The 15,304-nt window shown below is 69.7% G+C and carries 9 protein-coding genes; 5 read left to right on the plus strand and 4 right to left on the minus strand.

Annotated features, from left to right (window positions below):
- Positions 1 to 49: 49 nt before the first annotated feature.
- From HPO96_RS22890 to HPO96_RS22905, 4 genes are read left to right on the plus strand one after another with little or no spacing between them, the layout of a single operon-like run.
- The gene (locus tag HPO96_RS22890) at positions 50 to 1,012 is read left to right on the plus strand and encodes an AAA family ATPase (RefSeq protein ID WP_171675742.1); all 963 of its coding nucleotides are present in this window, start codon (positions 50 to 52) and stop codon (positions 1,010 to 1,012) included.
- Between the two features lie 31 nt (positions 1,013 to 1,043).
- Entirely contained in the window at positions 1,044 to 3,050 is a 2,007-nt protein-coding gene (locus HPO96_RS22895; protein WP_171675744.1) for a fibronectin type III domain-containing protein, read from the plus strand.
- Positions 3,051 to 3,057: 7 nt separating this feature from the next.
- Positions 3,058 to 4,191 carry a DUF58 domain-containing protein gene (locus HPO96_RS22900; protein WP_171675746.1) on the plus strand — a complete coding sequence of 378 codons (1,134 nt, stop codon included), beginning with the start codon at positions 3,058 to 3,060 and terminating at the stop codon, positions 4,189 to 4,191.
- A complete protein-coding gene (locus HPO96_RS22905) occupies positions 4,188 to 6,302 on the plus strand; it encodes a transglutaminase TgpA family protein (RefSeq protein ID WP_171675748.1) in 2,115 nt (704 codons plus the stop codon). Before HPO96_RS22900 ends, HPO96_RS22905 begins: the two co-directional genes overlap by 4 nt.
- A gap of 304 nt (positions 6,303 to 6,606) precedes the next feature.
- On the opposite strand, the gene treZ is transcribed toward HPO96_RS22905, so the two are convergent.
- Genes treZ through glgX form a run of 3 tightly spaced genes read right to left on the minus strand, consistent with a single transcriptional unit; the run spans position 6,607 to position 12,863 of the window.
- Positions 6,607 to 8,343: a malto-oligosyltrehalose trehalohydrolase gene (treZ, locus tag HPO96_RS22910; RefSeq protein ID WP_171675750.1), complete on the minus strand. Its 1,737-nt coding sequence runs from the start codon at positions 8,341 to 8,343 to the stop codon at positions 6,607 to 6,609.
- On the minus strand, positions 8,344 to 10,749 hold the full coding sequence (gene treY / locus HPO96_RS22915; RefSeq protein WP_171675752.1) for a malto-oligosyltrehalose synthase: 2,406 nt from the start codon (positions 10,747 to 10,749) through the stop codon (positions 8,344 to 8,346).
- The gene (gene glgX / locus HPO96_RS22920) at positions 10,746 to 12,863 is read right to left on the minus strand and encodes a glycogen debranching protein GlgX (protein ID WP_171675754.1); all 2,118 of its coding nucleotides are present in this window, start codon (positions 12,861 to 12,863) and stop codon (positions 10,746 to 10,748) included. Before glgX ends, treY begins: the two co-directional genes overlap by 4 nt.
- 116 nt (positions 12,864 to 12,979) lie before the next feature.
- On the opposite strand from glgX, the gene HPO96_RS22925 reads away from it, so the two are divergent.
- Positions 12,980 to 13,753 carry a S1 family peptidase gene (locus HPO96_RS22925; RefSeq protein WP_238355386.1) on the plus strand — a complete coding sequence of 258 codons (774 nt, stop codon included), beginning with the start codon at positions 12,980 to 12,982 and terminating at the stop codon, positions 13,751 to 13,753.
- On the opposite strand, the gene aceB is transcribed toward HPO96_RS22925, so the two are convergent.
- Positions 13,735 to 15,300: a malate synthase A gene (gene aceB / locus HPO96_RS22930; protein WP_171675756.1), complete on the minus strand. Its 1,566-nt coding sequence runs from the start codon at positions 15,298 to 15,300 to the stop codon at positions 13,735 to 13,737. The two genes, HPO96_RS22925 and aceB, sit on opposite strands and share 19 nt — an antisense overlap.
- Positions 15,301 to 15,304 lie beyond the last annotated feature (4 nt).

Consider the following 15,304-nt stretch of genomic DNA (forward strand, 5'->3'; position numbering starts at 1 on the left):
GGACTTCGAGCGGCTACTCTCGGCGAGATGCTGAGGGGAGTACCGACAGATGAGTGCAACGATTCCACCAGGTGAGGCGTACCGGCTGGTTGCCGACAACCTGGGCCGGGTGATCCACGGCAAGCCGGAGGTGATCCGGCTGGCGCTGACGGCGCTGTTCGCCGAGGGGCACCTGCTGATCGAGGACGTGCCCGGGCTGGGCAAGACCACGCTGGCCCGCTGTATCGCCCGCAGCATCGACGCGAGCTGGAACCGGATCCAGTTCACCCCGGACCTGCTGCCCGGTGACATCACCGGCGTGATGGTCTACCACCAGGGCAACGAGACGTTCGAGTTCCACCCAGGCGGCATCTTCGCCAACGTCGTGGTCGCGGACGAGATCAACCGCGGGACGCCGAAGACGCAGTCCGCGCTGCTCGAGGTGATGGCCGAGCGCCGGGTCACGGTCGACTCCAACACCCGTGCCGTCCCCGATCCGTTCCTGGTGATCGGCACCCAGAACCCGATCGAGATGGAAGGCACCTACCGGCTGCCCGAAGCCCAGCTGGACCGGTTCCTGATGCGGATCGAGGTCGGCTACCCCGATCACGACGCCGAGGTCCGGATCGTGCTCGGCGACACCGGCCGGATCGGTCCCGACTCGCTCAGCCCGGTGATCGACGTCCCGGCGCTGCGAAACGCGATCGCCGCCGTCCGCTCGGTGCACGTCGACCCCGCGATCAGCTCGTACGCCGTCAAACTCGCCGCCGCGACCCGTGAGCACGGCGCCGTCCGGTACGGCGCGAGCCCACGCGGCAGTATCGCGCTGGTCCGGGCGGCCCGCGCCTACGCGGCCACCGACGGCCGGGCGTTCACGACCCCGGACGACGTCAAGCAGGTCGCGCAGCCGGTCCTCGCGCACCGCCTCGTCCTCACCCCGGACGCCGAGCTCGCGCAGCGGCCGCCGGCGTCCGTGGTCGACGAGGTGCTCGCCGCGACGCCGGCGCCGACGGCAGGCGTCAACGCCGGCTGACACCTGGCTGCGACGAACGGGGAGGCAACCGATGAAAGCGCTGTTCCGCCGGCTCCGGCCGGCCACCGAAGCCGATGCGCGGACGTCGTGGCGCCCGCGCGCCGCGCTCGCCGGCGTGGTCGCGATCTGCGTGACCGCGACGGCCTTGGCGGTCACCGGGGCGGGTGCGAACACGTCGGGGATGAAGTTCCTCCAGTCCGGCCACCTGATCTACAACAGCGCGCTCAACCAGGTCTTCCACATCGACGGCGGTAGCAAGACCGTCGACGGCTCGGTGCCGGTCCCCGGGCTCGCGCCGGGCACCATCGCCGTCCAGACCGACACCCAAGGCTTCGTGCTGGCCCGGGGCAGCATCACCGCGTTCGAGAAGTCGAACCTGCAGGTCGCCGACCCGCAGGTCGCGCCGTCGGACGAGCCGCCGATCGGGCTGGAGGCGCCCGGCGTCGCGTACGCCGTCTATCGGAACGCCGGCGCTATCGCCCGGCTCGGCCAGAATGCCGTGACCTTGGAGGGCAGCGGCGCGCTCGGCCGGCCGGTCGTCACCGCGGACGGGACGTTGTGGGTGCATCGGCTGCTCAGCGGCGAGCTGTGCCATCTGCCGACCGGGGCGAAGCTCCTGAGCTGCCCGGCCGTCGTCCCGCGCGGGAACATCGGCTCACTGACGGTGGTCGGCGACCGCGTCGTCTTCGTCGACACCACCGCGGGCCGGCTGCTGACGGTCACCTCGTCCGGCTTCGGCCGGTCGGTCACGGCGCCCGACGTCCAGCTCGCGCCGCAGTCGATCGTCGCGCCGAACGACACCGCCGGGCGGATCGCGATCCTCGACCCGGGCACCGGCAAGCTGCGGCTGGTCGACGCGAGCGTGATCAGCGGGACGGAGAGCAGCGCACCGCAGACCATCGAGCAGCAACTGCCGCCCGGCAAGTTCACCCAGATCGCCTCCTCCGGTCGTGGCCTCGCGCTGGTCGACCCGACGGCCGGCAAGCTCGTCACCTTGGATGCCAACGGCAAGCAACAGGACACCCACGACATCCCGCGCTCGCCGAAAGCCAGGCCGGGTAAGGGCGTTCAGCCCGCGCTCTTCCGCGGGGCCGACCAGCGGCTGTACGTCGACAGCGAGACCGGCGAGCACGCCCTCGTGGTGGACCGGGACGGCTCGATCGACCAGGTCGAGGCAACGACTCCGGGCCGGCGGCCGATCACCCCGGTCAAACCGACCGCGCCGCGGCCGACCGTCACCACCAGCAACCCGCCGATCATCGATCAGAGCCTGCCGCCCCGGCGTACGCAGGATCCGAACGGGCAGCGGACGACGCCGCCCCGGCGAGTCGAGCCGCCGCGGCGCACCGAGCCCGCGCGCCCACCGACGTCCCGGCCGGTCGACCCACCGCGAACACAGCAGCCGACCCAACGGCCCACGCAACGACCGACCCAGCGGCCCACACCGCCGCCGATCGCCGCCGGCCCGGCCGCCGCGCCGCGCAATCTGCGCGCGACGCCCGGCGACGGGCGGATCTCGCTCAGCTGGCAGCGTCCGAGCCTGAACGGCGGCACGTTCGTCCGCTACAACGTCGTCCGGGTGACCGGCAGCCGGTCCAGCACCACAACCGCGGCCCGCTTCACCGCGACCGGTTTGGCGAGCGCGACGCGCTACACGTTCCAGGTACGAGCAGTGACGCGCGGTTCGAACGGGCGGCTGCTGCTCGGCGCGATCGCGACGGTCTCGGCCACCACGGCCGGCCGCAACGGCTCGGTCCGGATCACCAAGGGCCCTGCCTACAGAGACGATCCGGACACCTGCAACCCGGACTACTGCTTCTACATCCGGATCGTCGCCCGCAATCTGAAGCCGAATGCGACCTACACGTTCCACGGCTGGACGTCGGGTTACGGCCACCTGCACCAGGACGATCTCCGCGTCGACGGCAACGGCAACCTGACCGTCAACAAGTTCTACAACTCCGACCAAGGCGGCCGGGTCTACGTGACTGTCGAGGGCAACGGCGAGTCGTACCGATCCAACGAAGTAATTTGGTAGGCGAGGAATGCGACTGACCGGACGTGGGATCGCGGTACTGGTGAGCTCGCTCGCCCTCTACGGGCTGGGCGAGCTGGCCGGGTACGCCGTCTTTCGGGCCCTCGCCGGGATCGGGCTCGGCGCGGTCCTCGCCGCGGTCGTGCTGACCCTGCGGCAGCCGCAGGTCACCGTGCATCGAGTGCTCTCACCGGACCGGGTCGAACGCGGCCGACCCGCGCTCGCGACGCTGCGGGTGCGGAACGACGGCACGCGGCGGCAAGCATCGTTTGCCGCCCGGGACTCCGCGGGCGACGCCTGGAAAGAGGTTCGCGTCCGACAGTTGGGCCCGGGGATCGAGGCGACGTACCGGTACGAGCTGCCGACCTCACGACGCGGCCGGATCGAGGTCGGCCCGCTCACGCTGGAACGCCGTGACCCGCTCGGCCTGACCCGGAACAGCAAAGCCACCGGCGAGGTCGGCACGCTGTGGGTGCATCCGCAGCGGCATCCGACCAAGACCGTCGTGGCCGGGCGCCCCCGGCACCACCACGTCGGCCGGACGGCGGACGACTCGCTGCGCGGCTCGGCCGATCTGCGCGACGTCCGCCCGTACGTCGTCGGCGACGAAGTCCGCCATCTGCACTGGAAGGCGACCGCGCGGACCGGGCAGCTGATGGTCCGCGACTACGCCGACCCGGATCAGCCGCGGTTGACCGTGTTGCTCGACACCCGGACCGAGCCGTTGCCAGCAGCAACCTTCGAGGAGGCGGTGGAAGTGGCCGCCTCGATCCTGGTCGCGGCCTCGGCCGCCGGGCACCGCTGCCGGTTCGTCACCACCGCGGGCGCCGACTTCGCCGCGCCCGGCGGCGCCGTCGCCTCGCGACTCTTCCTCGACGAGCTGTGCATCGTGCAGCAGCGCGACGACGCCGGGCTGGTGCCCGCCGTCCTGACCACTGGTACGTCGGCGGGCGGGGCGATCGTGGTCGTGACCGGCGCCCGCGGTTCCGCGGCCGATCTCGCGCCGCTGCTCAGCCGCTACTCGTCGGTGACCGCGATCGGGCTCGGCCCGCTCCAAGGCGTGGCGCCGATCCTGGGCGCCCAGGTCGTGCTCGCCGCGACCGCCCGCGAAGCCCTGCAGCAATGGACCGGAGTACTGCGATGAGGCGCCGGACCGTCGCCGTCCTGGGCGGAGTCCTGCTCGGCGGGTTGTGTTTCGCGCCCGTCTTCGGGGCGGCGCACCTGTGGCTGCCGGCCGCACTGATCTGCGTAGCTGCGCTGATCGTCACCGAGTGCTGCCGACGGTGGCCGGCCTTGGCGACCTGGCGGCCGTTGCTGATGATCGGCGCCGGCCTGCTGCCAATCATCGAATCGGTGCTGTGGGCAACGACTTGGTTCGGCGTCCCGACCCTCGCGACGTTCCGCGCGCTCGGGAGCGGCCTGTCCGCCTGGCGGCTGACGCTGGAGTCGACCTGGCCGGCGCGCCCCGAGCCGGAGCTGCTGATCTTCGTCCCGCTGTTGCTGCTGGTCGCCTGCGTGCTCGCGGTCGAGCTGGTCGATCGCGCGCCGCCGCTGTTCGCGTTCGCGCCCGCGATCGGCGTCCTCGGGGTCAGCCAGTTGTACGTCGCGGCCACCGGGCTGAATGCCGTGCTGATCGCGGTCGGCCTCGGTCTGCTGCTGGTCGCGTTGCTGATCCCCGACCACTTCGAATACCGCAAGGTCATGCCGTGGGCCACGACGGCTGCGGTGACGCTGTTCGCGGTCATCTGCGGGCTGATCGTCAGCGGGATCGATCCGCACGGGCGGACGCCGTACTCGCTGCAGCGGGTCCAGTCGGCGACAGCCCCCGCGGCGCGACAGGCGAGCCCACTCGACGAGGTCGCGAGCCGGCTGAGCCCGGAGTCGCGGGACAAGGTGGCCTTCCGGTACCAGTCGCCGCAGCCGGTCGAACGCTGGCGGCTGGTCGCGCTCGACAACTTCGACGGCGCGAACTGGACGACCAATCACCCGGTCCTGCGGATGGGTTCCCGACTCGCGCTCGGTCCCGAGGTCCGCGTTCCGACGCTTCCGCAGCACGCGATGATCCGGCCGGATGATCTGGACGGGCCATGGCTGCCCGGTCAGCTGCTGCCGGAGACCGTCAGCAACGTGACCGACCCGCAGGTGGAGCCGATCGGCGGCACGCTGGTCGCAGCCCAGCAGCCGACGCACTACAACCTGACCTGGGCCGAGCCCGAGGTGGACGCCGACTATCTGAAGGCGGCCGGGATCGACGCCAACGCCCCGGGCGGGCTGAGCGACCTCGGCCCGGTGCCGCCGGAGATCGCCAACCTGCAGCCCTTGGAGGGGCGGCGGGCCACTTTCCAAACCGCGGTCGCGCTGGAGAAGTACTTCCGGGACAACCACAAACTGGCCGACGAGAAGAGCACGCCGCCGACCGGCTACAGCTGGCCGCAGCTGACGACGTTCCTCGCGAAGCCGGGCACGGTCGGCAGCAGCGAACAGTTCGCCGCCGGGTATGTCGCGCTGGCGCGGCAGAACGCGATCCCGGCCCGGCTCGTGGTCGGCTTCCGGACGCCGGCCGAACCCGACGCGGACGGCTGGTACACCGTGCGGAACAGCGACGCGTACGCCTGGCCCGAGGTGGCCGTGGCAGGTGTCGGCTGGTGGCCGCTCGACCCGGCCCAGGGCGCGGCCCGTGGCAGCACGAGCCCGACGGGCGCCACGTCGATAACCGACCAGGTCCGGCAGTCGGTGCCGCCGGTGAAGGAGATCAAGGACCCGGACGTGCCGCCGCCCACGGGCGACGAAACGGACGAGTCGGCGTCGACCGGGCTGCATGTGCCGCTGGGGCTGATCTTCGGGGTGCTGGCGACGCTGCTGGTGCTGTGGCTGCTCGGCGTCCCACTGCTCAAGCAGCTGCGGGCGCAGCGGCGCCGGCGGCGGTCAGGGAGCGCGGCGGTGGTCGGCGCCTGGGCTGAGGCGCGGGACCGGCTGCGGGCGCACGGCGTCCCGGTGACTCCGGGCATGACGGTCCGCGACCTGGCGCATGCCGCTCGCGAACTGCCGGACACCGGCCCGGCCCTCGCGAACGTCGCACAAGCAGTCGATCACGCGCTCTGGTCGGGCGGCCCGGCGACGCCGGATATCGCGCAGCAGGCGTGGAGCGGCGTCCACGCCGTCCGGCGAGCGCTCCGCAGCCGGCCCTGGCTCGACCGGCTGCAGGCCGCGCTCGAACTCCGGACGCTGCTGCCCGGTCTGCGCAAATCAGGGTGACCCGGTCTGGCGGTCCTTGCCACCCTGCTGAAGCTCAGTGCTGTTTGGGCTTCTCGTGTTTGGTAGGACGGCGATCGTGGCGGGTTGCCGCCGCCTGATCAGCGCTCCGTGGAGCCGGACAGACCGGGCCGCGCGGTATCGGGCCGCCGCCGAGCCTTCGGCTCTTCCATTGTTTCTCGTCGTAGTCGTAGTAGGTATCGACGCCGCCGACTGTCATCTGCACGTCCTCCCGTTGCCCCTGCTGCCCCTGGTGGCGGATTCAACACTCCGGCACCGACGCCCCGGACACAAGGGATTCCGGAAATCACCAAGGATCAACACGCACGAGCACGACAGCAACCCCGTGACCGGGTAAGCGCACATGTTCGGTCATCAGTTCCGCAGTCCCGAACGCGAGCAGTGCGTACGCCGGTACGCCGTCCACACCGATCTCCGCCGGCTCCGCGGCCAGGTTGACCACGATCCGCAGGTCGCCGCGGCTGATCACCAACGATTCCGGGCCTTCGGTCACGGCGACCGATCCGAGGCTGTCGTCGCGCAGCTCCGGCGTCCGGGCGCGGAGGGCCAACAGGTCGCGATACCAGGTCAGGAGCTCGCGATGGGGTGACTCGTCGAGCTCCGACCAGTCCAGCACCGAGCTGCGCCAGGTCTCCGGGTCCTGCGGGTCGGGGATCTCCTCGGCGTCCCACCCGAACGCGGCGAACTCGCGCCGCCGGCCGGTCCGGACGGCCTCGGCCAGCTCAGGCTCCTCGTGGTCGGTGAAGTACCGCCAGGGCGTCGAGGCGCCCCACTCCTCGCCCATGAACAGCATCGGCGTGTACGGCGATGTGAGGACCAGCGCGGCCCCGATCGCGTACTGTCCGGGCGTGAGCGCCGGCCGGTCCCCCAGCGCCCGGTTGCCGATCTGGTCGTGGTCCGAGGTGTAGGCGAGGAACTGTCCGCCCCGATGGCGGTCGGGGTCGACCGGGCGACCCCAGTCCCGGCCGCGGAACGACGAGTAGGAGCCGTTGTGCAGGAAGACCTGCGTCAGCGCCTTCGCGAAGACGCCGGGGTTGGCGAAGTCCTCGTAGTACCCGGACCGCTCACCGGTCAGCAGCGTGTGCAGTGCGTGGTGGAAGTCGTCGTTCCACTGCGCAGTCATCCCGCGGCCGCCCTCGGCCACCGGGTCGACCATCTGCGGGTCGTTCAGGTCGGACTCGGCGACCAGGCCGAGCGGGCGGCCCAGCTGTTCAGACAGCGCTGCGGTCTCGTTGGACAGCTGCTGGAGGAGGTGGGTCGGGCTGTCGTCAACCAGCGCGTGGACGGCGTCCAGACGCAGTGCGTCGATGTGGAAGTCGCGGAACCAGCGGAGGGCGTTGTCGCAGATGAACCGGCGGACCTCGTGGCTGCCGGTGTCATCCAGGTTGACCGCCGGGCCCCACGGGGTGGTGTGTCGATCGGTGAAGTACGGGCCGTACGAGCCCAGGTGGTTGCCGCTCGGGCCGAGGTGGTTGTAGACCACGTCCAGGCAGACTGCGAGCCCGACGTCGTGGCAGCGGTCCACGAAGCGTTGCAGTGCTTCTGGGCCGCCGTACGGCTCGTGGACGGCGTACAGGTCGACACCGTCGTAGCCCCAGCCGTGGCGACCGGGGAACGCGGCCACCGGCATCAGGGAGACGACCTCGACGCCCAGCAGGACCAGGTAGTCCAGATGCTCTGCGGCTGCGTGCAGAGTGCCCTCTGGGGTGAAGGTCCCGATGTGCAGCTCATAGAAGACCGAGCCGCGGACGTCGCGCCCAGCCCAGTCGTCGTCGCTCCACTGGTAGCGACTCGCGTCGAAGACGCGACTGAACCCGTGGACGCCGTCCGGCTGCCACGGACTGCGTGGGTCGGGCAGTGGGTCACTGCCGTCGACAGCAAACGCGTAGTCGGTGCCGTGGTGGGCCTCGACGACCTCCCGGGTCCACCAACCGCCGTCGGCCGTGTGAAGTGGCAGTACGCCGTCGCGGAGCACCACATCGACCGACGACGCGTTCGGGGCCCAGACAGTGAAGGTGTGCACTCAGCTCCTTACGAGCAACGCCACCGGGAGGTCCTCCAGCAGCTCGTGAATCCGAGCCGCTCCACTACCCACGACCCGGCCGGTCAACACGTTCTTCCACTCACCGCTCGGCAGTACGACCGTGCTGTCGCCCCAGCCGCCCAGCCGGTACAGCGCAGCCGGTAGCCGGGTCGCGATCGTGATCACCGCGTCGCCTCGGGCGAACGCGACCGCATGTCCGTTGGAGGTCGGCAGCGGCGTGTAGCTGCCGGCAAAGGCTTCCGGGTACTGCCGGCGCAGTCGCAACGCACGAGCCGTCACGAGCAGCTTCTCGTCGGACAGGTCATCCGGCTTCGCACCTTCGTCGAGCCGATGCAGCCGGGCGATCCGGTCCTCGTAGTCCACGGCTCGCCGGTTGTCGGGGTCCACCAGGGAGAGGTCGACCAGCTCAGTGCCCTGGTAGACGTCCGGGACGCCGGGCATCGTCAGCTGGACCAGCTTCTGACCGAGCGTCGCAGCGCGGACGAAGTCGGACTGCCGGTTGGCGAACCGGCGTACGGCGTCCAGCACGGTCTCGTCGGCCAGCACCGCGGTGGTGAACTGTGCGACGGCCTGCTCGTACTCCTCGTCGGACTCCGTCCAGGTGGTGTGCCGCTTGGCCTCGCGGATCGCCTTCAGCAGATAGGCCTGCATCCGCTCCTCAGCGATCGGCCCGTCGCCCCACGTGCCGTACAGGGTCTGCCAGAAGAGGTACTCCGTACTGCCGTCGAGCAGCGGACTCCGGTGGTCCTCAGACAGCCGGCGCCACTCGCGGACGGCGTCCGCCCAGACAGCCGGCTGCTCCGACAGCACACCCAGCCGGGCCCGGACGTCCTCAGAGCGCTTGGTGTCGTGCGTGGACAGCGTGGTCATCGTGCGCGGCCAGTGCCGGTTCAGGTTCGCAGCAAAGGCGTGGAACTCTTCCGGCGTGACCCCGAAGTGCTCCGGGTCGCCGCCAACCTCGTTCAGCGAGGACAGCCGGAACCAGCGATAGAACGCCGTGTCCTCGACCCCCTTGGCCATCACCGGCCCACACGTCTGCTGGAAGCGCACGATCAGCTCATGCCGCGCATGCTCGTCGATCCGGCTCGCGGTGCCAGTCTCTCGACCGAGCAGCAGGTGCAGTACGACGTCGAGCGTCTCCTGCCGGTCGTCGTCCAGATGCTCGCGCGCCTTGCTCGCAGCGCGCTCCAGCGCCCGCACCGCAGTCGGATCCGGCTGCTCACCCGGTACGACGTACGCGCGGTAGATCTCGAACTGGACGAGCAACTCGACCACGACCTCGTGGAACGCCCGCCGGGTGTGGTCACGCAGTCTGACGTCGTCCTGACAGATGCGGGCCAGCAACTCGACCAGCCGATGGACCTCGGCGTACTGGCCGTGGCGGACGATCTCGCGCTTCGCCTCCAGCACGACCGGGTGGAACGCGGCCGGCTCACCGGTCAGCTCGGAGTGCAACGCTGCGAGCGGCGCAGCGCCCGCAGGGTCGATGAACAGGCCGCCAACGCGCAGCAGGGCGTCGTACCCAGTAGTGCCGGCACAGGGCCAGTCGTGCGGCAGCTCTTCAGCGCCTTCGAGGATCTTCTCGACGACGACCCACGCGCCGCGGGTCCGTTCGGCCAGCCGCCGCAGGTAGCCGCGCGGGTCGGCCAAGCCGTCCGGATGGTCGATGCGGAAGCCGTTGAGCTTGCCCTCCTGCAGAAGCTCGAACAACAACGCATGCGTGGCTTCGAAGACCTCCTGGGTCTCCACGCGGACCGCAGCGAGTGTGTCGACGTCGAAGAAGCGTCGGTAGTTCAGCTCCTCGTCAGCGACCCGCCAGTGCGCCAAGCGGTACCACTGCTCGGTCACCAGCTCAGCAATCGGCAGCTCCGCCGTACCGGGCCGCAGGGGGAACTCGTGGTCGTAGTAGCGCAGTACGTCGCCGTCGACGGACAGCTCACCCGCAGCGAGCACCTGGCCGATCCGATTGCCCAGAACGGCCATGAGCAACGGCTGGTTGCCTGAACCCCAGTCGACGTCGAACCACTCGGCGTACGGCGAACCCGGCCCATCCCGCAGTACTGACCACAGGGCCTTGTTCAACCGGGCTGGTGTCGGCACGGCAACGTGGTTCGGGACGACGTCCGCGATTGCGCCCATCCGATGCTCGGTGAGCCGCGCTGACAGGCGGTCGAACGCCGGGCGACCACCCATCGGCTCGGACAGCCGGCTGTGGTCGACGACGTCGTACCCATGGGTGGAACCGGGCGCTGCCTGCAGAATCGGGGACAGGTAGGCGTGGGAGATCCCGAGGCTGCTCAGGTACGGGACGATCGTGGCTGCGGCGTCGAAACCGAACTCGGCGCGCAGTTGGAACCTGTACGTGGCCTGCGGGACGCCGTTCATCCGGCTGCCTGCCTCGGACGGGTGAGGACCAGCGTGCTGCGGGACTCGAGCTGAACGGTGCTGCCGGCCTTGTGCGGCTCCTCGCTGGCGCCGCCGCGCGGAGTGGTCGTATCCGCAGCCACTGTCCAGTCGTCGCCGTACTGCCCGGGTGGGAGCAGGAAGTCGACCGGCTCGTGGCCGCTGTTCAGCAGGATCAGGAACGAGTCGTCGATCACCGGCTCACCCCGAGGGTCCGGCTCGGAGATCGCATCGCCGTTCAGGAAGACGGCAATTGCTCTGGCGTCGTCGCGGGTCCAGTCGCCGTTCTGCATCTCGGTGCCGTTCGGCGTGAACCAGACCAGGTCACCAAGGCCGTCGACACCGGTGTCACCGTGGAAGAACCGTCGACGTCGCAGTACCGGGTGGTTGTTGCGCAGCTTGACCAGCAGGCTGGTGAACGCCAACTGGTCCTTCTGGATGTCGTCGAGCTCCCAGTTCACCCAGGCGGTTTCGTTGTCCTGGCAGTAGACGTTGTTGTTCCCGCCCTGGGTCCGGCCGAGCTCGTCGCCGTGGGCGATCATCGGCACGCCTTGCGAGATCAGCAGCGTGGTCAGGAAGTTCCGCTGCTGCTTGGCGCGCAGCGCGAGGATTTGGGCGTCGTCGGTCGGGCCCTCGGCGCCGCAGTTCCAGGAGCGGTTGTGGCTCTCGCCGTCCTTACCGCCCTCGCCGTTCGCCTCGTTGTGCTTGTCGTTGTAGGAGACCAGGTCACGCAGGGTGAAGCCGTCGTGGGCGGTGACGAAGTTGATACTGGCCAGCGGCCGGCGGCTGTCGTCCTGGTAGAGGTCGGACGAGCCGGTCAGCCGGGAGGCGAACTCGGCCAGCGTGTACTTCTCGCCGCGCCAGAAGTCCCGCACGGTGTCGCGGTACTTGCCGTTCCACTCCGTCCACAGCGGCGGGAAGTTGCCGACCTGGTAGCCGCCGTCGCCGACGTCCCACGGCTCGGCGATCAGCTTCACCTGGCTGACCACCGGGTCCTGCTGGACGAGGTCGAAGAACGCCGACAGCCGGTCGACCTCGTGGAACTGGCGGGCCAGCGTGGCCGCGAGGTCGAAGCGAAAACCGTCGACGTGCATCTCGGTCACCCAGTAGCGCAGCGAGTCCATGATCAGCTGCAGCACGTGCGGATGCCGCATCAGCAGGCTGTTCCCGGTGCCGGTGGTGTCGTAGTAGTGCGACTTGTCCTGGTCGACGAGCCGGTAGTACGCCGCGTTGTCGATCCCCTTGAACGACAGCGTCGGGCCGAACTCGTTCCCCTCGGCGGTGTGGTTGTAGACGACGTCCAGGATGACCTCGATATCGGCCTCGTGCAGCGCCTTCACCATCGTCTTGAACTCGGTGACCTGCTGGCCGCGCGTCCCGCCGGCGGCGTAGTCGTTGTGCGGCGCGAAGAAGCCGATCGTGTTGTAACCCCAGTAGTTCTTGAGGCCGATCTCCTGCAGATGGCCGTCCTGGGCGAACTGGTGGATCGGCATCAGCTCGATCGCCGAGACCCCGAGCTCCTTGAGGTGCTCGATGATCGCGGGGTGCCCGATCCCGGCGTACGTGCCGCGGATCTCCTCGGGCAGCCCCGGGTGCGTCTTGGTCAGCCCCTTGACGTGTGCCTCGTAGATGACGGTCTCGTGGTAGGCGTGCCCCGGCGGACGGTCGTTACCCCAGTCGAAGAACGGGTTCGTGACGACCGACAGCATCGTGTGCTCGCGGTTGTCCATCGTGTTCAGCTCGTCCGGCTTCTCGAACCGGTAACTGAACAGCGACTCGTCGGCGTCCACCTGTCCGTCGATCGCTTTCGCGTACGGATCCAGCAGCAGCTTGGACGGGTTGCACCGATGCCCCTCGGCCGGCTGATACGGGCCGTGCACCCGAAAGCCGTACCGCTGCCCCGGCTGCACCGACGGCAGGAACGCGTGCCACACGAACCCGTCCACCTCGGTCAGCTGCACGAGCTGCTCGGTCCCGTCGTCCCCGATCAGCGCCAGATCCACGCGATCGGCCACCTCCGAGAACACCGCGAAGTTCGTCCCGGCGCCGTCGTACGTGGCGCCGAGGGGATAAGGACGGCCAGGCCATTTCTGCACCTGAAGACAGTAGCCACCTCCCCGCCTTCGAACCCCATCGCGGGGTGCTTTGGCGTCCAGAATTCACCCGATCCCATCGCACTTTCCGCATTCAAACGATTACTTGCAGTAAGTTCATGGCCATGCTGAAGCGGATGATCGCGCTGACCGGCGCGCTGTTGCTGGCGACCTCCGGCGTGGCGGCGGCCGACGGCGGGGGGCGGCGGATGGTGGTTGGCGGGACGCTCGCGAGTGTCAGCGAGGCGCCTTGGGCGGTCGTGCTGACTACTGACGGCAAGCGGTGGTGCGGTGGGGTGCTGGTGCGGGCGGACAAGGTGCTGACGGCGGCGCACTGCATGACGCCGGCGGTGTCGACGTTCGCCGTCATTCAGGGCCGGGCCGAGCTGGCTGCCGCGGGCGGGCGGGTGTCCGCCGTCCGGAAGGCCTGGGTTCACCCGCAGTACAGCACCTCCCATGGGCGGAACGACTTCGCCGTCCTCACGTTGGCGAAGCCGATGACCGGCGTACCGCTGCTGCCGCTCGAGACGAGCGCCAAGGCTGACCGGCGCGGCGCCGTCCCGACCGTCTACGGCTGGGGTGACACCAAGGACACCGGCCCCAAGGACACTCTGCAGAAGGCTGCGCTACCCGTTCTGGGCGACGCCACCTGTCTGAACATCGACGGGTACGCCGACAACGGCTACACCGCCGTCGCCAATGTCTGCGCCGGCTATCTCGACGGCACCATCGACGCCTGCCAGGGCGACTCCGGCGGGCCGCTCGTCCTCAACGGCCGCCTGCTCGCCCTCGTCTCCTGGGGTCGCGGCTGCGCAGAGGCCGGCTACCCCGGCGTTTACGCCGAGCTGGCCCCGGTCGCCAAGACGCTGACCGACTACTTGAACCGCTCGTAGGCGGGCAGGGTCAGGAAGTCGACGTACTCGTCGGCGAGGGTCACTTCGAGGAAGAGTGCGCGGGCGGACTGGTAGCGCAGGGATTCGTCGAAGGCGTTGATCTCGTCGTCGACGATGCGTTCGACCAGCTCGGTGGTGACCTGGGCGCCGGTGTCGAGGATGACGTTGTTACGGCGCCACTGCCAGATCTGCGAGCGGGAGATCTCGGCGGTGGCGGCGTCCTCCATCAGGTTGAAGATGCCGACGGCGCCGGTGCCTTCGAGCCAGGCGGCCAGGTACTGCAGGGCGACGCTGATGTTGTTGCGCAGGCCCGCTTCGGTGACCGCGCCAGGCGTGGCGGCGACGTCGAGCAGCTGGGCCGCGGTGACCTCGACGTCCGCGCGCAGTTTGCCGAGCTGGTTGGGCTCCGCGCCGAGGACGGCGTCGAAGACGGCGCGGCAGGTGTCGACCATGCCGGGGTGCGCGACCCAGGAGCCGTCGAAACCGTCGCCGGCCTCGCGGGTCTTGTCGGCCTCGACCTTGGCGAAGGCCTGCTCGTTGACGGCCGGGTCCTTGCTCGGGATGAACGCGGCCATCCCGCCGATCGCGTGCGCGCCGCGCCGGTGACACGTCCGGACCAGGAGCTCGGTGTACGCGCGCATGAACGGCACGGTCATCGTCACGCTGTTGCGATCCGGTAGCTGGAACTCGGCGCCACGCTCGCGATGCGTCTTGATCACGCTGAACATGTAGTCCCAGCGACCGGCGTTCAGCCCGGCCGAGTGCTCGCGCAGCTCGTAGAGAATCTCCTCCATCTCGAACGCCGCCGGGTAGGTCTCGATCAGCACGGTCGCGCGGATGCTGCCGCGCGGCATGCCGAGCGCCTCCTGCGCGGTCACGAAGACGTCGTTCCAGAGCCGCGCCTCCAGGTACGACTCCATTTTCGGCAGGTAGTAGTACGGCCCCTGACCGCGGTCGAGCTGCAGCTGACCGCAGGCGGCGAGGTAGAGCGCGAAGTCGACCAGCGCGCCCGACACCGGCGTGCCGTCGACCAGGATGTGCTTCTCCGGCAGGTGCCACCCGCGCGGCCGGACGACGATCGTCGCCAGCTCGGCATCGGGTTTCAGCGCGTACGACTTGGCGTCGGTGGCGAAGTCGATCCGCCGGGTGATCGCGTCGAGCAGGTTGAGCTGACCGCCGACGACGTTCTCCCAGGCCGGCGTGTTCGCGTCCTCCTGATCGGCCAGCCAGACCTTGGCGCCGGAGTTCAGCGCGTTGATCGTCATCTTCCGATCGGTCGGCCCGGTGATCTCCACCCGCCGATCGACCAGCCCCGGCGCGGTCGGCGCCACCTGCCACTCCGGATCGGCCCGAATCGCCGCCGTCTCCGGCCGGAACCCGAGCGACGCCCCGGCGGTAATCTCCGCGACCCGCTCCTGCCGACGCGCCAGCAGCGCCTGCCGCCGTCCGTCGTACTCGCGGTGCAAACGCTCGATCAGGCCGAGCGCGGGCTCGGTCAGGATCTCGTCGTACCGCTCACCCCGGGTCCCGATCACCTCGATAGCCATGATC

The sequence above is a fragment of the Kribbella sandramycini genome (assembly GCF_013131805.1).
GTDB lineage: Bacteria > Actinomycetota > Actinomycetes > Propionibacteriales > Kribbellaceae > Kribbella > Kribbella sandramycini.